The organism is Candidatus Hydrogenedentota bacterium, assembly GCA_019695095.1.
Taxonomy (GTDB): Bacteria; Hydrogenedentota; Hydrogenedentia; order Hydrogenedentales; family SLHB01; genus JAIBAQ01.
Genome location: JAIBAQ010000022.1, coordinates 16,825 through 37,132, shown reverse-complemented (window position 1 = coordinate 37,132; position 20,308 = coordinate 16,825). Strand labels below are relative to the sequence as shown.

Here is a 20,308-nt window from a genome sequence, read left to right as displayed (position 1 = left end):
GGCAACGGCAATGCAAGAACACAACCGGCCCATCATCGTCCTCGACTTCGGAGCGCAGTACAGCAAGCTCATCGCCCGGCGCGTGCGTGAAGCGAAGGTGTTCAGCCTGATCCTTCCGTACAACGTGTCCGTGGAAGACATCAAAGCGCGCAAGCCTGCCGGCATCATCTTCAGCGGCGGCCCGGCAAGCGTCCATGCCCAGGGCGCGCCCAAGCCCGACCCCGCCATTTTCGAACTGGGCATTCCCATCCTCGGCATCTGTTACGGCGTCCAGCTCTTCGCCGATATGCTCGGCGGAAAAGTGGAGCGCGCCGCCAAACGCGAGTACGGCATCGCTCATCTGGAGCATACCGACAACACCGGTTTCCTCGACGGCATCGATCCCCGCACGCAAGTGTGGATGAGCCACGGCGACTCCATCACGAAGCTCGCCCCCGGTTTCACCACCATCGGCACGACGGAAAACTGCGCGTTTGCGGCCATCGCTGACAAGCAGCGCCGGTTTTACGGCGTGCAGTTTCACCCCGAGGTCGTTCACACGCCGCAAGGGACCAAGGTCCTCTCCAATTTCGTGCACACCATCTGCGGCTGCCCCGCGGATTGGGACATGGGTTCCTATGTCGATGTGGCCATTGAAGAAATCCGTGCGCAGGTCGGCGACGGGCGCGTCGTGTGCGGATTGAGCGGCGGCGTCGATTCGAGCGTCGCGGCGATGTTGATACACCGCGCCATCGGCGACCGCCTCGCGTGTGTCTTCGTCAATAACGGCCTCTTGCGCAAGGGCGAAGCCGAGTTGGTGCAACGGGTCTTCCGCGACAATTTTCACGTCGACCTTCACTACGTCGATGCCGAAGATCGCTTTCTCGCGGCGCTTGCCGGCGTGAGCGACCCCGAACAGAAGCGCAAGATTATCGGCAGTCTGTTTATCGACGTGTTCGAGGAAGAGGCCAATCGTCTCGGCAAAGTCGATTTCCTTGCACAAGGTACGCTGTATCCCGATGTTATCGAAAGCGTGTCCGCCACGGGCGGCCCCTCGGTGACGATTAAGAGCCATCACAATGTCGGTGGTCTGCCCGAGCACATGAACCTCGAACTGGTGGAGCCGCTGCGGGAACTGTTCAAGGATGAAGTTCGCGCGCTCGGCAAGGAACTGGGCTTGCCCGATGAGATCGTCTGGCGGCACCCGTTCCCCGGCCCCGGTTTGGGCGTGCGATGCATCGGCGCGGTGACGAAAGAGCGTCTCGACACGCTGCGCGACGCGGATGCCATTTTCATCGACGAGATTAAGCGGGCGGAATTGTACGGAGAGATTTGGCAAGCGCTTGTGTGCTTGCTTCCGGTAAGAAGCGTGGGCGTCCAGGGGGATGAACGCACCTACGAAGAAGTTTGCAGTCTGCGCGCAGTCACGAGCGAAGACGCGATGACGGCGGATTGGTTCCGCTTTCCGCCGGACGTCCTCCAGCGCGTCGCCAATCGTATCTGCAACGAAGTGAAACATATCAATCGCGTTCTCTACGATGTTACCTCGAAACCTCCGGGCACCATCGAGTGGGAGTAGAGTTAAACTAGGCCGGTTTGTTCCGGCCGATGCGCGAAGTATCTGCGCGTGGCGTCAACCGTGGCTTGGCCGTTTGCAGGTGGCCAAGCGGCGGAGAATTCATTTTCCAATGGGGATGAAAGCAGTGCCCACCCAAGTTTGGGAGCAAGTCGAATGTTCACTCTGACTGCAAAACGGCGGCTATCTGAGCAAATCGTTGAGGTGGAGGTTCGCGCGCCGTTAATTGCGCGCGCGGCCCGGCCGGGTCATTTCGTATTGGTGCGCGGCGACGAGTTTGGCGAGCGCATCCCGCTCACGATTGCCGACTCCAATCCCGATGAAGGCACCATCACGCTAGTCATGCAGGAAATCGGACTGGGTACGAAAAACCTGGCCGCTTTTGAGGTTGGCCAACACTACATAGACGTCGTTGGGCCACTCGGCAAAGACCGGGACATTCACGGCCCCGGCAAGACCATCTGCTGCGTGTGCGGGGGTCTCGGTCTCGCGCCCATGTTTCCCCAGATGAAGGCGCATCACAGCGCGGGCAATCGCGTCATCTCGATTCTCGGCGCGCGCAATGCCTCGCTTCTCTTCTGGCAGGACAAGGCGGCCGCCGTAAGCGACCGCGTAATCGTCACCACGGACGACGGTTCGTCCGGGCAGAAGGGCTATGCCGCGCAGGTGCTGGACGATTTGGTCAAGGCGGGCGAGCGCATCGATGAAGTGATTGCCATCGGACCGGTGCCGCACATGAAGGCGGTAACCGAGTGCTGCAAACGCCACGGACTCCCCGTCGTCGTCAGCCTGAACCCCGTTATGGTGGACGGGACCGGTATGTGCGGCGGATGCCGCGTCACGGTGGGCGGCGAGGTGAAATACGCCTGCGTCGACGGCCCGGAGTTTGACGGCGCTATCGTCGATTTCGACGAATTGACGATACGCCAGCGCACGTATAAGACCCAAGAGGCGAGCGCCCTGGAAGGCCGCGCGAGAGTGCCGATTGACGGCCACGCATGCCGATTCGAGGAAAGCATCCAGGAAATGGTCGCGGCGCTTGAGTCGCGAAACCAGAAGCATTACTCCAAGTACTTCGAAGAATCGGCGGCCTTGAGCGTGCTGCAATCCATCGGCGAACTCATCAAGCATCGCACGACGTTCGAAGAGGTGAAGCGGGCGTACACGCCCGAGGAGGCGCTTGCCGAGGCCCTGCGCTGCCGCGGCTGCGAACGCGCCGCATGCATCGAAGGATGCCCCGTCGAGGTCGATATCCGCGCGTTTATTCAGGCCATCGTCAAAGGCGATCTGCCCCTTGCCGCGCGTATCATCAAAGAGAAGAACAACCTGCCCGCTGTGTGCGGCCGCGTTTGTCCGCAAGAAAAGCAGTGCGAACAACGGTGCGTCGTGGGTAAATCGGAACGGCCCGTTGCAATCGGTTCCCTGGAACGATTCATCGCGGATTGGGAAGCCGAACACGTGCCGCCGCAGCCCTTCCACGTGAAACCACGAGGACAGAAGGTCGCCGTTATCGGGTGCGGTCCCGGAGGGCTGACCTGCGCGGGCGATCTCGCGCGACTGGGCTACAACGTCACGATTTACGAAGCGTTCCACGACACGGGCGGCGTGCTTCGCTACGGCATACCCGAGTTTCGTCTGCCCAAGGCCATCGTCGACCGCGAGGTCGATTACATCAAGAGCCTCGGCGTTCAGATCGAGTTGAACATGGTGATCGGCAAGGTCCTCACCATTGAGTCTCTATTCGAGAGCGGATTCAGTGCGGTGTTCATTGGCGTGGGCGCGGGCGCGCCCGTGTTCATGGACATTCCCGGCGAGAATCTGGTCGGTGTGTACAGCGCCAACGAGTTCCTTACGCGAGTGAACCTGATGAAGGCATATCGGTTTGGCGAGTACCAAACCCCGGTGTTTGTTGGTCAGCGCGTGGCAGTCGTAGGCGCGGGCAACGTCGCCATGGATGCGGCGCGGGTCGCGGTGCGCCTGGGCGCGAAGACCGTCTCCATCGTTTACCGCCGTTCGGAGTTGGAGATACCCGCGCGCGCGGAAGAAGTCGAACATGCGCGCGAAGAAGGAGTCGTCTTCCATCTGCTTGCCGCGCCGGTTTCGTTGGTGGGCGACGATCAAGGCCGCGTGTGTGCGATGGAGTGCATCCGAATGTCGCTTGGCGAGCCGGACGCGTCGGGCCGCCGCAGGCCAATCCCGGTCGCGGGAAGCGAATTCCAGATTCCCTGCGACATGGTGATACCGGCCCTGGGGTCTCGCGCGAATCCTCTGCTGACGGGCGCTACGAAGGGTATCCAGCTCAACAAGTGGGGAAATATTGTTGCCGATCCGGTTTCGGGGGCGACCAACCTGCCCGGCGTGTATGCTGGGGGCGATATCGTGACCGGGGCTGCGACGGTAATCGAGGCCATGGGCGCCGGAAAACGCGCGGCCAAGGCCATTCACGATTATCTTTCGAGCCGGGCAAACGCCGACTGCGTAGTAATCTGAGAGTCGTCTCCTTGATGCAATCTTCCGCGTTTCGCGACCCCTATTCGGTTCGCTGCGGTCGCGGGGGTCCGGTTTCCGAACATGGGGTGCACGAGCAGTATGTGGTATAGCAAGACCGTTGATGAAGCGCTCTCCGCACTTCAGGTCGATCCCGCACATGGGCTCTCCGACGACGAAGCTTCTTCGCGACTCGCAACGATCGGTCATAACGAGCTGGAAGAGCGCGGCATAAAGAGTCCGTGGGCCATCCTCTGGGAACAGCTCACCGCCATCATGGTGGTAATTCTGATTATCGCCGCCGCCATATCCTTCCTGCTCGGTGAGACAACCGACGCCATCGCCATTCTCGCGATTGTCGTTGTCAACGCCGTGTTGGGTGTCCGCCAGGAGTACAAAGCCGAGAAGGCCATGGCCGCGCTCAAGCAATTGGCCGTTCCTTCCGTGCGCGTGCGCCGTTCCGGTGCGCTTGTGTCCATCAGCGCGCGCGACCTTGTCCCGGGCGATATCGTGTTTCTTGAAGCCGGTTCGAGCATTCCCGCCGACGGCCGCCTCGTCGAGTCTGCAAACCTTCAAGTGGAAGAAGCGGCGCTGACCGGTGAATCGGTTCCCGCCGAAAAAGAGTGGGCATGGCAAGGGCAAGAGAATACGCCTCTTGCCGAACGCTCAAACTCGGTCTACATGGGTACCAGCGTCACCTACGGACGGGGCATGTTTGTGGTCACCGAGACGGGCATGCGAACGGAACTCGGCAAGATCGCGACGATGATCCAAAGTGTGGACCGCTCGCCGACGCCGCTGCAGGTTCGACTGGACAACCTCGGCAAGGTGCTCGCCGTGGTTGCGTTGATTCTCGTGGGCCTCATCTTTGTTCTCGGGCTTTGGCGGGAGGGCGTCAGTCATCTCCGGGAACTCTTCTTGACGTCAGTCAGCATGGCGGTTGCGGCGGTTCCGGAAGGACTCCCCGCCGTGGTGACCATCGCGCTGGCGCTGGGCGGTCAGCGCATGCTGGTTCGTCATGCCCTCATCCGCAAGTTACTGGCCGTGGAAGCCCTCGGCTCCGTGACGGTCATCTGCACGGACAAGACCGGTACGCTCACCGAAAACCGCATGAGTGTTCGAAGTGTGGTGGCCGGAGGTAAGCGATTCGATTTACCCGTCGAACCGGCAACGCTCGGGCAATCTCCCTCGCTTGCTATTGCGCTGTCCATCGGCGCGCTGTGCAATGACGCGCAATGGACGAAGGCAGAGGCCAACAGAAAGACGAAGGCCATCGGCGATCCCACGGAAACCGCCCTGTGCGAAGGCGCGGCAGAACTGGGTTTGGACAAGGTGCGCCTGGAGCAGGCGATGCCGCGCATCGCTGAAGCCCCCTTCGACTCCGTCCGCAAACGGATGGCCACGTTGCACAAGGTTACGTCCGATGCACCTGTTCGATGGTTAGTGTCCCCCGGCGAACCTGCGCCTGCGTATGTCACGTGTGTGAAAGGGGCAGTCGACGGCCTGCTGGGAGTTTGTGACCGCATCCTCGTTGACGGCGCGGTGCACACCATCGATCAGCGGCACATCGACGACACCCTTCGCACAAACGACGCTCTCTCGAGTCAGGGTATGCGGGTATTGGGGTTTGCGTACGCGCCATTGAACGAACCGCCACAGGAAACGACCGTTGGCAAACTTGAATGCCATCTTGTTTTCGCCGGTCTCATGGCGCTCATCGATCCGCCCCGGCCCGAGGTGAACGACGCCGTGGCCTTGTGCAAGACGGCGGGCATCCGGCCCATCATGATCACCGGCGACCACCCGTTGACCGCTTCGCACATTGGTTCCGAGCTCGGCCTGCTTGAGCACGGAGGCAAAGCCGTCACCGGCCTCGAATTGGAGGCGATGAACGAAGACGAATTGCGGCGATCCGTGGGCCATTCGCAGGTGTTCGCCCGGGTCGCGCCCGAATCCAAATTGGCTATCGTCGACGCCCTGCAGAAGAACGGCGAGATTGTGGCCATGACGGGCGATGGGGTGAACGACGCGCCCGCGCTGAAGAAGGCCAACATCGGTGTCGCGATGGGGATCACCGGCACCGACGTGTCGAAGGGCGCGTCCGACATGATCCTGTTGGACGACAACTTCGCCACGATCGTGGCCGCGGTCGCGGAAGGGCGCACGATCTACGACAACATTCGCAAGTTCATCAAGTACCTGATGACAACCAATTCCGGAGAATTGTGGGTCATGATTGCGGCGCCATTCCTGGGGATGCCGCTGCCGCTGCTACCGCTGCAAATACTCTGGATGAATCTCGTTACGGACGGATTGCCGGCCTTGGCACTAGGCGTGGAACCGCCCGAGCGAAACGTGATGCGCCGTCCGCCTTCAAAGTCCGGCGAAAGCATCTTCGCGCACGGTCTCGGTATTCATGTGGTTTGGGTCGGTCTGCTCATGGCGGTAATCGCGTTGGGCGCTGGCTGGTACTACTGGTCGCACGAAGCCGCGGGCTCGAATGGAGCCACGCGTTGGCAAACCATGACGTTCACGATCCTCACGCTTTCGCAGATGGCGCACGTGCTGGCCATTCGGTCGGGGAGAGACTCGCTGTTCACCACGGGTATTTGGTCTAACCGGTCGCTTATGCTTGCCGTAACGGCGACCGTGTTGCTTCAGTGCGCGCTCATCTACGTGCCGTTTCTTCAGAAAGTATTCGCTATGGTTCCGCTGTCGGCGTTCGACATGGCCGTCGCGTTGGCGTTGAGTTCCGTCGTCTTCTGGGCCGTCGAGGCTGAGAAATTCGTCTTGAGACGCACAGCATCGCAGTGAAGAACGCACGGATAAGCGAGAACAGCTCGCTGTTATTGTACGGATAGATTTCATACGCACGGTATCACTTGATGGAGATCACGCATGCCCGGCATACACGATCTGGAGAAACCCGTCAGTCCTAATTACAAATGGTATGTGGTGGGTATGCTGTGGTTCATCGCGTTCTTCAACTACGCCGATCGCGTGGCCCTTGGCGTCTCTATGCCGCTCATCAGCAAAGAGCTGCACATGACCGACCTTCAAATCGGACTCGTCAGTTCGGCATTCGCATGGGTGTACGGTTTGGGCGCGCCGTTCGCGGGGTTCATCATCGATCGCATCCGCCGGAAGACCGCCATTTTGTTTGGCTTGGTGACGTGGAGCACCATCTGCATGGCCACGGCCCTCTCGAAAACGTGGCGGCAGCTCTTCGGCTTCATGGCTATGGAAGGTCTTGGCGAGACGTTCTATTTCCCCGCGTCGATGTCGCTGGTGAGCGACTACCACGGCAAGGCGACGCGCTCCCGGGCCATGAGCGTCCACCAGACGAGTGTCTACGGTGGCACCATTTTGGGAAGCTTGTTCGCGGGCGCGATCGCCGATCAATGGGGTTGGCGCTATTCCTTCGTGATCTTTGGCGGACTGGGTGTCATCCTGGCTGGCGTCCTTTTCTTCTTTCTTCGCGAACCTCGCCGCGGCGCTGCGGATGAACTTGATGCGGGCAAGCCGGTTTCTCCTCCGAAGCGGCTCCCACTTGGCGAAACGCTCGCCCTCATTTGGAAGACTCCGACGGTACTTACTCTGTTCGGCGCATTTGTGTGCGCGAATTTCGTGTTCGTCATCATTCTGGGCTGGATGACCGTGTTCCTGACCGAGCGTTTCGAATTGAAGAGCCTCGCCGTGGCGGGCCTCAGTTCAACCCTCTTTATGCAAGTTGCCAGTATTTTCGGCGCGCCGTTCAGCGGCTGGCTCGCGGATAAACTGCGCGGGCGAATCGCCAGCGGCCGCATGTTGGTTCAGGCTATCGGGGTATTCGGCGCGGCCCCGTTCGTGCTGATCTGTGGAGAAAGCCACACTCTCATGCTTACGTATGCCGCCTTGCTCTGCTGGGGTTTCTTCAAAGGTGTATACGACGCGAACATCTTCGCGTCCATGTACGACGTGATTCGCCCCGAGGCGCGCGGAACGGCGGCCGGTTTTATGAATGCCGTCGGCTGGATCGCTGGAGGCGGCGGCCCGCTTGTGGTGGGCTACGTCAAGCAACACTATGACATCAGTCTAGGCAGTGCTATTGCGCTTGGCGGCCTATCCTATGTGCTTTCTGGAATCCTGCTCGTCATCGGCATCGTGTTCTTCGTGAAACGCGATTCCGAGAAGATGCAAGCTTCGCTGGGGGCTTAGTCGCTCCGATTCCAATAAGCAGCGCAGTCAGCCAGACGTATCGGTTTCCGATGCGTCCGGTGCTGGCTTGGGTTTCAGCACTTCCGAGAGTGGGCGGGTGTACAGCGCCTCATCGCCCACAATGCCGCCGGAAACCACCATCTTGACCGCCTCTTCAAGGGTCAGACTGCACCCTGTCACGGTGGCGGGGTCGCACAGCTCCAGAAGGCCCACGGTGATGTTCGGCGTCGTGGGCACAAAGATCTTCAGCAACTCTTGTCCGTCGATTCCCACAATACGGCCGACCACGAATCCGATGGTGCGTACGCCAGGATACGGAAACTCGACCAGGACCGGCGCTTCGAATTTCGGTCCGGAACCAGGATCGATGAGCGACTCGATGATCTGTTTGGTCGCTCCGTAAATCGTCGTAATGAGCGGCATACGGTTGATGATCGATTCCATCAGCCGGATCAGGCGCGCGCCCACAACAGCGGTCGCCACTTGGCCCGTCAGATACAGTGAGATGAGCAGCAGCAGAATCGAAATGAACCCAATCACGTAGGGCGGAAGCGGACCCGATATCATGCGCGCCAGCGGCTCAATCCGGCCCGCCGTGAGTCCGTAGATGAACGTGACGATGAAGATCGTCACGCCGATGGGCACCAGCACCAGCAGTCCCGACACAAGCCGGTTCCGGGTGCTTTTAACGACGCGTCTGAAGAGGGACTTCGGCGCGGCCGCGAGACGGGTGGCGATCGTCAAGGGTTCCTGCGCGGCAACCGGCTTTCGCGCCGTGTCCAGGCTCGCCGATTCCGGCAGACTCAGCCGCTCCGGGGTGAGAATACCCGCCGACATGAAGGCCTTGGCCGCATCTTCCACGGTGAGGTTGGTGAGTTGAATCATTTCCTCCGGGTAGATCTCGAAGTATCCACTCGTGGGATTGGGAGTGGTTGGAACAAAGGTCCTGCAGAACCCTTCTTTTCCGTCGATGGTCAAGCGTCCTGTTACGAACGCGATGGCCCGCACACTCGGAGATGGAAAGGGCACGAGCGCCGCCGCTTTGTAAGACGGGCCTTCCGATTGAATCGAGAGGACGTCCACGGCCTGGCGAGACGCGCCATAAATAGTCTTTACTACAGGTATGCGCGCAAGGATCCATTCGCCAACCGCGATCAGCCGTTTACCCAGCACCAAGCCCGCCGCCAATCCAATGACGTACAAAATGGCGACAAACAGACACACCGACAACAGGGCAATGGCATATCCCGGCATTTCACCCGTGTAGCGCCGGAGCCACGGCACCAGCATCCCCGCAGTCAGGCCATAGCACAACTTGAGGACATACGCCGTTACGCCCAGCGGCACCAGCACCAGCATTCCGCGAAGAATGTACCCGCGAACCGTGGTCTGCAACCGGCTCAAGAATGCCGAGCGGACTCCACCAGGTTGCTGCTTCGATCTTCCCATCTCGTGTCTACCTCAAATGCATGGAACAAACGCTTCTCGAAACAGACATTGTATCTGGATTTCGCAGACATTGCATGGACGGGACAAGGGGTCAAGGCGGGGACTACGTCTCGATTGCACGTGCAGCGCTTTGTTCAATCGGATTTGACGGACTGTTTACGGATTTGCCTGGATGTGCTGAGCCAAGACCGAGACCTCGGTTATCGGCGCCGCGCTCGGCGAGCGCTGCGCTACTGAATCGCAGCCGAGGGCGGCTGCGCCACAAGGAGAGGCAGCCCCGGTAGCGCCGCGGTCGATGACCGCGGCGTGGTGTATGCCGCAGGCTGGAAGTAGTGTAGATGCCAGAGGTCACGAGAACAGAGGCGCTCATTTGGTTTGTTTATCGGAGTCTATCGGTGTTCATCCGTGGTTGAGTCTCTTTTGGTTGAGGCAATGCCGCGCCAGGCTGGAGCCTGCCGAGCCCTCGTCACTCTACAGAAGAGACCGTGTGAATGAATGCGATCAGAGACGTGTGCATACCGCCCGATACCGAGTAGCGGTTGTTTGTCTCGTTGCTCTTTCCGCCAATGCCCGCGCTAGCGCGGTCCACCGCTCAGTGTGTCTCGCACGAACCGGACCAGCGTGTCTTCATCCCAGCCGGAATGCACCTGGCTCTTTATGTTCAAGGTGCCGTAGATCGCATCGCAATCTTCTTTCGTAAGCGATTTCTTCTGCGCGTTCAGCGGATTCAGAATCAGCGCCGGCATCTTCAGCGCCGCCGCGAGTTCAGGCAAATCGTAGTGCTTCAAGACGCCGGGGAAAAAGGCTTCGTGCGGCCACGCGTACGATTCCGCCGATGCCAGTTGTTCGTAACTCGCCAGCCCATCTGCCGCAACGGCTCCGGCCACCGAATCGTCGATAGCCGCGATGTGCAGCGCGACTAGCGCGCCCAATCCGCGACCGCCCACAACGATCTTCGACGCATCCACTTCGGGACGCGTCCGCAGGTACGCCAGCGCCGCGAGGCCATCGCGTATCCGCATCGCCATGACCGGATCGCCAAGCGCGGCAGAGACGTACGCGTTCCATCGGTCACGCGAACCCCAACCGGCAATGTCGTAACGAATATCGTTCGGACGCGAATCGCCCCACCCCCGCACATCCACCGTGAGTATGGCCGGGCCGTTCGTTTCTTCGCTCAACGCGCCGCTGAGTCCCGCGAGCATGCCGCCGGTGTGCAAATCGGTCCAGCGTCCGCGGTCGTCGAAGTACAAGAGCGCGGCTCCCTTCCATCCTTGTCTTGCGGGATAGAAGAACGTCGCCGGCAACTCGATGTTCCCCTCGTGTTTCAGCAGGATTTCTTGCAGATAGTGATACCACACCAATTGCGGTTCGCCGGCGCGTGATTCCGGCACGGGGACAGCTTCTTCAACGTGCATGAGAGTGCGCGCCGCTTCCGGTATGGATGTTCCCGCGCGTTGTGCGCGCAGTTCGACGGCACGGCCGGTGGTGACGGTGCGCATGTTGCGGTCGGTGCGCGGATTGCACGCGAGGATCTCGTCGGGCGCCATCTCGAAGTCTTCGCGCTTCAGGTCAGGCCACTCGCGCGGCGCGATACCGGCCACCCAACGGTCCATCTCCTTTGTGAACTCGACCGCCATCGCGACGGTGTACGCGTGTCCGCCTGGATCGAGGAAGAACCGGAATTTGTCGCCGAATCCTGCCTGCTCGAATGAACCGCTGACATCCGCCGCGATGTCGCGGCTCATCGCTTCGGTAAACACTTCGTCCTTGGCTCCCGCCATGAGCAGCACCGGCGTCGGCATTGCCGCGACAAGTAAATCGATTTCGTCGTATTGTCCGAAGCGCGCGATTGCGAGTGTCTCCGGGCACGGCGCATAGGCATCGAGCACCGGATGCATCGCCAGCGGTACCGCACAGCACGACGGCCCCGATACGCGAATGCGTTCGTCCAGCACCGTCGCGAAGAGAGTCGTGGTGCCGCCGCCGCTGACGCCCGTCATACCCACACCGTTCGACATATCCACGTCGGGACGCGTCGCGAGGTAGTCGATGCATCGAATCGCGTCGATGACGAAAAACCGGTTGGATGATTCGCCTGTAAGGAAACAGCGAACCCCGTCGACGAAATGGTCGTTGCCGGGCTTCTTCTCGCCGCCTTGTCCCGGCGGATCGAACGTGATGGCGACGTACCCCATGCGCGCAAACGCCTGCGCGGGAATCTGGTAGCTCTCCTTGGTCTTCGCGCTATGTCCGACCGGTACCACGATGGCCCGCCACGGCGGCGGATATTTCGACGCCAGCGGCAAGTACACGGAGCCGTTCACATCCAGCCCCGGCAGCGAGTCGAACAACACATTCTCCACGACGTATCCGGGCCGTTCGTGCCGCGACACCACGCGCACATTGAGCGGACAGCCCCGCTCGCCGAACGGCATGTCGCCCAAGCCCTCGGCCACGGCCTTGCGCACCGCATCGCGCCACGCCTGCCACTGGCCCGCCGCGATTCCCTCGTGACGCCGCGCCGCCGTCGCATCGAGCGCCACGCAGCTTCGTTCGACGATGCAGCGCGTCTGCATGTTTCGCAGATCGACTGTGGCGGGTATCGGCCCAAGGCCAAAAGACTTCGCCGCCTCCGTCCATTTCGCGCGTTCGCCACCGTGTGCAAGGGCAACCCCCAGCACCACCGCGAGACCCCAACGAATTGCATGCATGAGCGTTCCCCCCTGTATCGTCCGTGCGCGCGGGCGGGATGCACGCGAGCAGGCGTCTACGATACCTCGTTTTGGGGGGCGGTGACGATCTCTATTGCTTCTACCTCTTTGCGACACGGCCAAAAAGAACCTTCTTGTTCTATAACCTTTGTGTTATAATTGACGTGTGAGCTGGGAAGTGGAGTATATAGACCAGTTCGAGGATTGGTGGAATTCTCTGTCCGATGACGAGCAGGATTCCGTTGATGTGGTCGTGCGCCTCTTGCAGGAACGCGGTCCGCAACTCCCCTTTCCCTATTCATCGAGTCTGCAAGGTTCCAGCCACGGGCACATGAGAGAGTTGAGGATTCAGCATGCTGGAAGACCTCTTCGGATTCTCTATGCCTTCGACCCGAGAAGGGTCGCGATCCTTCTCCTCGGTGGAGACAAGACCGGCTCGGATCGATGGTACGAGATGGCAATACCCTTAGCCGATCGCGCCTATGACGAGCACTTGAACGCGTTGCGCAAAGAAGGACTACTCTGATGGCGAAATCGTTTTCCCGGCTTCAGTCCGCTATTCCGCCCGCTCGCCGCGAACAGAACGCGGTCCGCGCGCAAACGCTCATGGCCGAAATGCGGCTTGACGAGTTGCGCAAAGCGATGACCTTGACGCAGCAGCAAATGGCAGAAACGTTGCAGATGAGCCAGACGGCCGTGTCGAAAATCGAACGCCAAGCGGACATGTACGTCAGCACCCTGCGCCGGTATGTGGCCGCCATGGGTGGCGAACTCAAGGTTATCGCGAGTTTCCCGGACGGCGATGTCGCAATCGAGCAGTTTGCGGAGCAGGCGCATACCGAGTAAGAGCGGGAACCATTGTTTAGGCATGGGTTTCTCACAAACATACTCTGTCTTCGGAGAAGTCTCTTGTTTTTCGCTGCAAGTCTCGCAATCGCAAAGCCTACGTGATAAGTTCGTGTGCATTCGTGATATATCCAGATTAGAGGAGGCTCCATGAAATCCGAACGTTCGGCCCAGTTGTGGAAAGAGGCAAACCGCGTCATGGTCGGCGGGGTCAACAGCCCCGTGCGCGCGTTCAAAGGCGTCGGCGGCGATCCCTTCTTTGTCGCGGAAGGAAATGGCGCGTGGATTACCGACGCCGACGGAAACCGATGCATCGACTACGTCCTATCCTGGGGACCGTTGGTGCTTGGCCATTCCCATCCAAAGGTCGTGGACGCGGTTAAGAAAGCCATGGCCAAAGGCTCAAGCTTCGGCATCCCCACGGAAGCGGAAATCCGTCTCGCGGAACGCATCGTGGAGCTGGTCCCCTCCATCGAAAAGGTTCGGCTCGTCAACAGCGGCACCGAAGCCACCATGAGCGCGATACGTCTCGCGCGCGGCTACACCAAGCGGGATCTCGTCGTGAAGATCGAGGGCTGCTATCACGGGCACGTCGACGGATTGCTCGTCAAGGCCGGCAGCGGTCTGACCACGCTGGGCGTGCCGACCAGCCCCGGCATTCCCGCGGGCTATGCGTCCTGCACGCTGACCATGCCCTACAACGATCTCGACGCGGCTACGGCTTTATTTAAGGAACATGGCGACGCGATCGCGTGCATCATCATCGAACCCGTCGCAGGCAACATGGGCGTTGTTCTACCCGAGCCGGGCTATCTCGAAGGGTTACGCGCCTTGACGAAACAGCACGGCGCATTGCTTATCTTCGACGAGGTCATGACGGGCTTCCGCGTTGCGCTGGGCGGCGCGCAACAACGGTATAGCATCACGCCCGACTTGACCGTGCTCGGCAAAGTCATCGGCGGTGGGCTTCCCGTCGGCGCGTACGGCGGACCCGCTTCGATCATGGACCACGTCTCTCCCGTCGGCCCCATCTACCAGGCGGGCACGCTCTCCGGAAACCCGTTGGCCACCGCGGCGGGACTCGCCACGCTCGAAGTCCTTTCATCGCCCGGAGTCGTCGAGTCCATCGAGAAGTCGCTGGAAACTCTCTGCGACGGTCTTGGCACACTCGCGCGCGAAGCGGGGATACCCGTGTGCCAGACTCGCGTGGGTTCGATGGCGTGCATGTTCTTCCACGACGGGCCCGTGCGCAACTACGCCGAAGCGACGGCCTCCAACACGAAGCAATACGCCGCTTTCTTCTGGACCATGCTCGAAAACGGTGTGTATTTGGCTCCGTCTCAGTTCGAGGCCATGTTCATGAGTTCCGCCCACGGCAAGAACGAACTCGACCGCACATTGGAGGCGGCAAAGAAGGCCTTCGCGGCGGCTGCTGCGATTTGAGCGCGGTCTAGCTCCGCGATAACTCATCTGCGTTAACACTAGTCGTCACCCCCGCGAAAGCGGGGGTCCATCTTTGCCGTGTGACGTGCGGGCTGGACCTAAGATGGATTCCCGCTTGCGCGGGAATGACGGATAGGGCAATTCCAGTGAGTACCTGAGTTCGTCCTCCCTCCCATCGATAACAGGGGAAATCGTCCGCCGCACCCGCTCCGTGATATAGTCTGCCTCTTACAAGGAGGCAGGAATCTGCGACGAAATGCGGTTTCGGCGCATGTCTTCTGCCATTACTCGGCAACTGCACGGCACGAATGAAAGCTTTTGACGACGATCTAGTCTCCGGCAGCATCCTGCGCTCGGTATGGAAACTCTCGTGGCCGATTGTCACGATGAATATCATCAACGGCCTGCGCGGGCTGGTCGATCAGGTGTTGGTGGGCCACTATGTCCAAGACGTGGCCGCAAACGCCGCTATCGGCGTGTCGTGGGTTATCTTCCTGGTTGTCGTGGTGTCGCTCGCGTCCTTGTTTCACGGTATGGGCGTGCTTATCTCGCAGTCCGCCGGCAAAAAGGCGCGCGAGGAAATGAGCCGCGTCATGCATGACGTGTTTCTCGCGACACTCTACCTCGTGATTTTCGTCATCGCGCCGATCGGGTACCTGTTGTCGCCCGTGGTTCTTGCGCACGTCAACGCCAAGCCCGATGTACAACTCTACGCGATACCTTACCTGCGAACCCTCTTCGCGTGCGGTCTTCCGCTCTCGGCCGTCTTCTTGTTGAGCACGGCCATGCAGTCTTCCGGCGAAGCAAAAATCCCGCTGATGTTGTCCATCCTGACAACGGCTGTGAACATCCTGCTCAGCTCCGTCTTCATCACCGGACTGGGCATCTTCAAGCCCATGGGCACTACGGGCGCCGCGCTTGGCACGTGCTTCGCCCCGATTCCCGCCATCATTATCACGATCACCCTGATCCTCCGCCGGAAGATGATTCTGCAGCCGCCGCCCAAATGGACCTTGATCCCCGATTTCTCCGTGCTCAAGGTCGTGGCGCGGATTGGCGTGCCGTCGGGCATTCACGCGGTGGCGCTGAACATCGGCGGCATTTTCGTATACCGCTACATTGGCTCGCTCGAATTCAGTTCAGCGGCCCAAGCGGCCTACACCATCTGCTACGCGCAGTTGTTTTCTTTCCTGACGTGGGCCGCCCTGGGGCTGCGCGGCGCCTCTTCTTCGCTCATGGGGCAAAACATCGGCGCCGGCAAGCCCGCCCGAGGCAAGCGCGGCGTTCATATCGCCACGGCGATGGGGCTCGTGTGGGCCGTCGTGTGGGGAATTGTAGCGGTGACCGTGCCGCAAGCCTTGTTGGGAATCTTCAATGCAAAAGACGAACACGTCATGCTGTACGGGGTCACGCTGCTGCGCTTTCTGGCGGTATCGGGCTTGTTTCTTGCCACGGCCCTCGCGTTGACCGGTGGGCTCATTGGCGCGGGCGAAACGAAGAAGCCAATGTGGATCGCCATCGTGACCCAGATCGTCATCCTGCTCACGATCTGCCAGGTCTTCAAATCGCTGGGACTTTTGAGCACGAACGTAATCTGGGCCGCGATACTGGTAAGCCACGTGAGCCGGTTCGTTCTCACGTTCTACGCATTCGAGCATACGAAGTGGCGCACTACTCCGCTGGAGTTGAACCCGGCGAAATCCGGCTGAGCAGAAGCTACGTCGCGTCTTCCCACGTGCGCCGCGCCACAGCGAGGAACCGTTTCACCACATCGCTTGTCGTGAACTTCTTGTGTCCCTTCAGATAACTGCGCACGCCATTTCCGAACGGTTTCCACCAGTGCTCCGGGATGCGTTCGATACCGTACACCGCGCCAAAGATCGACCCCGCCGTCGCCCCCGTGCAATCGTTGTCGAGTCCCATCGCGACAATCCCGCCGATGGTCTTCGTGAAGTCACCGCCCCCAAGCTGCAATCCAAACACGGTCAGGCACGCATTGTTATTCGTGTGAACGTGGTGCATGCCCTTGAAGCGCTCATCAACGACCTTGCGCGCTTCGCGCCAATCGCGAATGCGCGGCGCGCGCTTGAAGGCCCAGCGAAGGTCGTCGGCAAGACGGCACTCTTTCGGGATCTCCGTCAGTCCGATACGCAGCGCTTCCATCGGCGAATCCACGACAAAAGCGGCGGCTATCGCGGCGGAAAAGAACATCTCGCCGTAGATGCCGTTGTAGCGGTGCGACAAATACGCGTCGCGGTAGGCGTATTCCGCCGCGCGTTCCGGCCAGCCCGGCGCGGCATAGCCCCACGGATCGCTGCGGATGTCCGCGCCAATCCACTCCTGATAGGGATTCCCGATTTCGGCAGCTTTGGCCGCGGGCACGCCGCGTTTGAGATTGTTCAATGCCACTTCTTCCGCGGTGTATGCCATGGGCACATGATCGAGCCAGGCCGCGCCCACGTCCTTCGTGGTGAACTTCGGCCCAAACCGTTCCAGGATCAACAAGCCAAGCAGCGTGTAGGCCAGATCGTCGTCGACCGGAACTGCCCGGAGGTTGCCCTTGAGATACTCGCGAAATGTGCATTCGTTATAGTGGACACGGCTCGGGTTCGGATGAACGGCCCAGTAGTCGGTTGGCGGAAACGCTTGTTTCCCGACGCGCGCCAGATCTTCCATCGCGTCCGGCGTCCACGACTCGACCGGCGCACCCAACGTACACCCCGCCGCACGTCCCAGCCACGCGCCGCGCATGCGCGATTGAATGCGATCCTTGGGCATCGCGTTTCCGATGCGTCGCGGCCCTTTGGGGCGCACAGCCTGAATCTCGACGAGTTTGTTAGGTTCTCGTTTGGATACTTCCGAGGCAGGATTCGCTCGCTCCAAGTCGCGCTTGGAATCGGCAAGGGTCTTCTGCAACCTGGCAAGAATCGGCGCAATCTTCGCCTTCTGCTCATGCCGTAAATCGGCCCAGTTCGAAACCTCTTCAAACAACGCGGACAGTTCGGTGAAATACGGCATCGTGTAGCTCCAGTAAAGGGGATTCGCAATTCGGCGCATAGCATACACGGTCGCGCGCGCAATGCGAATTCTAAGGAGAAATCGCTTAAGGCTATCGCAGCAAGACGCACCGAACGACATATTGCCTGCTCTTTGCCTCAGGGAATTCTTATGAGCGAATACTTATGCCGTCTTAGGCGCGATCTGTCTCTATTGCCGCAGGCATGGCATGTCCCATCCTATTTCGCAACTCACGCGCCTGCCCAATTCGTTCTTCCACGGCATACTCCAGCCCGGGGTGGCATAGCCGCAACCCAAAGAGACTCAACCACCGATACACAACGATGATTTGATTCGATACTCCAGAGCGCTGCAAGCGCGAAATACTCCAGCCTGGGGTGGCATAGCCGCAACCCAAAGAGACTCAACCACCGGTACACAACGATGATTTGATTCGATACTCCAGAGCGCTGCAAGCGCGAAATACTCCAGCCAGGGGTGGAGGTTTGCGTCGGCAGACGCGAACCGGAACCCCAGGTAACCACGCCCCCTAAGCGTGCGCCCTGTAAGGGCGCGAGTAGCTTTCCGCCCTCAATCCCACACGTGCCGCTCGTCAAACGTCACCGCATGCCGCTTCAACAGCGCCCGCAATTCAGCCTGAAACGACAATTTCGCATGGTGCATGCGCTGCGACCCGATATACTCCGCAACGCGCTTGATATTCGACGGACTAACCGAAAACGCGGCGTATCACGCCTGCCAACAAAAATCGCCCGGCACCGCATTTTGTGTCTTTATCCAAATTGATGAGCCAACCTTCACTTCCTTAACGATCTTCGAAGCCCCATGGTTCTTCGAGCACTCGCACAGAAGGTGAACGTAATCAAACATCCCCCCGGCGGCGACCAGCGACGAATCGCATTCGCGCAGAATCCCCCCGATGTATGAATACAACGAAGGGGCTACAATATCCGAGATAACCGGCCTCCGATGTTTCGTGCTCCACACCACATGAAGAATGATTCGTGCCAACGATTGCGACACCGCGCCTCCTTCCGAACTACTCGCGCCCCTACAGGGCGCACTTCTTGTCGGCAATTATTCCTGGGGTACGCCATGGCGGCCCGCCATGCCGCACCCCAGGCTCTGGTATTACGCACCTACGGCGCTCAAGAAATCAATTGTAGGAGTTAAGCAGAACAGTGATTTCCCTCTGTTTACGTTTGCCCAATTGCCTTATCCGATTTCATACTTACTACAAATCTAGGGCGCTTTAGGCACGCAGTTTCCCAACTCATGACGCAATTCAGAACCCAAGCGCCGGTCACTCTCAGTTCCGTTAGCACAACGTTACCCAATCAAAGACGCAGCCCGCACCCACATGCGGCTCGCTCATTGCGCCGCAGGCACGGCATACACAAGCCCGGGTAACCACGTCCCCTAAGCGTGCGCCCTGTAAGGGCGCCAGTGATTGCCGCAGCCACAAGCGTGCTTGCCAATCCAGCACGTTTCCCTTTGTCCACTTGTCCTCGCCAATTCTCGCCACACACCCCCGTCTTTTGCTACAGTGCTGCGCGGGAGTCGGGTTCCCAAACCGGAAAACAAAGCGGAGGTGCCACATGCAGCGTCTCAGCCTTGTCGTGGCGTTTGTACTGTTCGCGCCGGTATTCGCGGCGCACGCGGAGGTGACCATGGAGAAGAAAGAATTCGGCGGCTGGCCGAACTGCATCGTGTTGAGCAACGGACAAATCGAGGTCGTCGTGACGACGGATGTCGGGCCGCGCGTCGTGCGCCTTGGATTTGTCGGCGGTCAAAATCTGTTCCGTGAATACAAAGAGATGCAGGGCAAGACCGGCGGCGACGACTGGCGCATCTATGGCGGTCATCGCTTCTGGCACGCGCCCGAAGCCATTCCTCGCACGTACTCGCCCGACAACTCCCCTGTAATGTATGAGTGGAACGGAACGACCTTGCGTCTCACGCAAGATGTCGAGGCCTCGACGGGCATTCAGAAGCAAATGGAGATCACGGTCGACCCGAAGGAGAACCTCGTGACGGTCCTTCATCGCGCCGTGAACCGGAATCTCTGGGACGTTGAACTGGCCCCGTGGGCGCTGTCGGTCATGGCGCAGAACGGCCGCGCAATCTATCCGCACGAGGAATTCCGCGCGCACACCGATTACTTGCTGCCGGCGCGTCCACTCGTGTTGTGGCACTACACGGACATGGCCGACCCGCGTTGGACATGGAGCACGAAATACATCCAGCTTCAGCAGGATCCCAAGAATACGAAGCCGCAGAAGGTCGGTTTCAAGAACACGCCGGGCTGGGCAGCCTATACGTTGAACGGCGACGTCTTTGTGAAGCGCTTCGCGTACAAAGAAGGCGCGATTTATCCGGACGGCGGATGCAACACCGAAACGTTCACGAACGAAGACATGCTTGAGATTGAATCCCTCGGGGCTACAGCGAAACTGGCATCCGAAGGAGGCTCGGCCGAGCACGTTGAGAATTGGTATTTGTTCAAGGCTGACATCGGCAAGTCCGATGCGGACATCGACAAGAACCTGTTGCCGCTCGTCGCCAAGACCAAATCGCCCGCAGGCAAGTAACTTCAGTC

The 20,308-nt window shown here is 59.9% G+C and carries 13 protein-coding genes; 9 read left to right on the top strand and 4 right to left on the bottom strand.

Annotated features, from left to right (window positions below):
• Positions 1-10 precede the first annotated feature (10 nt).
• From guaA to K1Y02_06030, 4 genes are all read left to right on the top strand, one after another.
• A complete protein-coding gene (gene guaA, locus K1Y02_06045) occupies positions 11-1,558 on the top strand; it encodes a glutamine-hydrolyzing GMP synthase (GenBank protein MBX7255903.1) in 1,548 nt (515 codons plus the stop codon).
• 153 nt (positions 1,559-1,711) lie between these two features.
• A complete protein-coding gene (gene gltA / locus K1Y02_06040) occupies positions 1,712-4,045 on the top strand; it encodes an NADPH-dependent glutamate synthase (protein MBX7255902.1) in 2,334 nt (777 codons plus the stop codon).
• A 99-nt stretch (positions 4,046-4,144) separates the two neighbouring features.
• Positions 4,145-6,856 (top strand): cation-translocating P-type ATPase, encoded by a 2,712-nt coding sequence (locus tag K1Y02_06035; protein MBX7255901.1) that lies wholly within the window; start codon positions 4,145-4,147, stop codon positions 6,854-6,856.
• An 84-nt stretch (positions 6,857-6,940) separates the two neighbouring features.
• Positions 6,941-8,239 (top strand): MFS transporter, encoded by a 1,299-nt coding sequence (locus tag K1Y02_06030; protein MBX7255900.1) that lies wholly within the window; start codon positions 6,941-6,943, stop codon positions 8,237-8,239.
• A gap of 27 nt (positions 8,240-8,266) precedes the next feature.
• Here the strand turns inward: K1Y02_06030 and K1Y02_06025 are convergent, their stop codons facing one another.
• Both K1Y02_06025 and K1Y02_06020 read right to left on the bottom strand, forming a co-directional pair.
• Complete coding sequence (locus K1Y02_06025; GenBank protein MBX7255899.1) at positions 8,267-9,688, bottom strand: DUF502 domain-containing protein; 1,422 nt, start codon at positions 9,686-9,688, stop codon at positions 8,267-8,269.
• Positions 9,689-10,263: 575 nt separating this feature from the next.
• Entirely contained in the window at positions 10,264-12,402 is a 2,139-nt protein-coding gene (locus K1Y02_06020; protein ID MBX7255898.1) for a dienelactone hydrolase family protein, read from the bottom strand.
• 166 nt (positions 12,403-12,568) lie between these two features.
• Between K1Y02_06020 and K1Y02_06015 the strand changes: the two genes are divergently transcribed.
• The 4 genes from K1Y02_06015 to K1Y02_06000 all read left to right on the top strand — a co-directional run bounded on the left by K1Y02_06015 (position 12,569) and on the right by K1Y02_06000 (position 16,400).
• Complete coding sequence (locus K1Y02_06015; protein ID MBX7255897.1) at positions 12,569-12,928, top strand: type II toxin-antitoxin system RelE/ParE family toxin; 360 nt, start codon at positions 12,569-12,571, stop codon at positions 12,926-12,928.
• Positions 12,928-13,248, top strand: a complete 321-nt coding sequence (locus K1Y02_06010; GenBank protein MBX7255896.1) for a helix-turn-helix domain-containing protein — start codon at positions 12,928-12,930, stop codon at positions 13,246-13,248. The genes K1Y02_06015 and K1Y02_06010 overlap by 1 nt, the downstream gene beginning before the upstream one ends.
• A 150-nt stretch (positions 13,249-13,398) precedes the next feature.
• Positions 13,399-14,691: a glutamate-1-semialdehyde 2,1-aminomutase gene (hemL, locus tag K1Y02_06005; GenBank protein ID MBX7255895.1), complete on the top strand. Its 1,293-nt coding sequence runs from the start codon at positions 13,399-13,401 to the stop codon at positions 14,689-14,691.
• 308 nt (positions 14,692-14,999) lie between these two features.
• On the top strand, positions 15,000-16,400 hold the full coding sequence (locus K1Y02_06000; protein ID MBX7255894.1) for an MATE family efflux transporter: 1,401 nt from the start codon (positions 15,000-15,002) through the stop codon (positions 16,398-16,400).
• A 7-nt stretch (positions 16,401-16,407) separates the two neighbouring features.
• Here K1Y02_06000 and K1Y02_05995 read toward each other — a convergent pair whose 3' ends face one another.
• Both K1Y02_05995 and K1Y02_05990 read right to left on the bottom strand, forming a co-directional pair.
• Positions 16,408-17,709 carry an ADP-ribosylglycohydrolase family protein gene (locus K1Y02_05995; GenBank protein ID MBX7255893.1) on the bottom strand — a complete coding sequence of 434 codons (1,302 nt, stop codon included), beginning with the start codon at positions 17,707-17,709 and terminating at the stop codon, positions 16,408-16,410.
• Between the two features lie 729 nt (positions 17,710-18,438).
• Positions 18,439-18,732, bottom strand: coding sequence for a transposase (locus tag K1Y02_05990; GenBank protein MBX7255892.1), 294 nt, complete (start codon positions 18,730-18,732; stop codon positions 18,439-18,441).
• Positions 18,733-19,307: 575 nt separating this feature from the next.
• Here K1Y02_05990 and K1Y02_05985 point away from each other — a divergent pair.
• Positions 19,308-20,300, top strand: a complete 993-nt coding sequence (locus K1Y02_05985) for a DUF4380 domain-containing protein (protein MBX7255891.1) — start codon at positions 19,308-19,310, stop codon at positions 20,298-20,300.
• Positions 20,301-20,308: the final 8 nt, after the last annotated feature.

Coding starts and splice junctions, on each gene's coding strand:
- guaA (MBX7255903.1), top strand. CDS start 11: ATGCAAGAACACAACCGGCCCATCATCGTCCTCGACTTCGGAGCGCAG.
- gltA (MBX7255902.1), top strand. CDS start 1,712: ATGTTCACTCTGACTGCAAAACGGCGGCTATCTGAGCAAATCGTTGAG.
- K1Y02_06035 (MBX7255901.1), top strand. CDS start 4,145: ATGTGGTATAGCAAGACCGTTGATGAAGCGCTCTCCGCACTTCAGGTC.
- K1Y02_06030 (MBX7255900.1), top strand. CDS start 6,941: ATGCCCGGCATACACGATCTGGAGAAACCCGTCAGTCCTAATTACAAA.
- K1Y02_06025 (MBX7255899.1), bottom strand. CDS start 9,688: ATGGGAAGATCGAAGCAGCAACCTGGTGGAGTCCGCTCGGCATTCTTG.
- K1Y02_06020 (MBX7255898.1), bottom strand. CDS start 12,402: ATGCATGCAATTCGTTGGGGTCTCGCGGTGGTGCTGGGGGTTGCCCTT.
- K1Y02_06010 (MBX7255896.1), top strand. CDS start 12,928: ATGGCGAAATCGTTTTCCCGGCTTCAGTCCGCTATTCCGCCCGCTCGC.
- hemL (MBX7255895.1), top strand. CDS start 13,399: ATGAAATCCGAACGTTCGGCCCAGTTGTGGAAAGAGGCAAACCGCGTC.
- K1Y02_06000 (MBX7255894.1), top strand. CDS start 15,000: ATGAAAGCTTTTGACGACGATCTAGTCTCCGGCAGCATCCTGCGCTCG.
- K1Y02_05995 (MBX7255893.1), bottom strand. CDS start 17,709: ATGCCGTATTTCACCGAACTGTCCGCGTTGTTTGAAGAGGTTTCGAAC.
- K1Y02_05985 (MBX7255891.1), top strand. CDS start 19,308: ATGCAGCGTCTCAGCCTTGTCGTGGCGTTTGTACTGTTCGCGCCGGTA.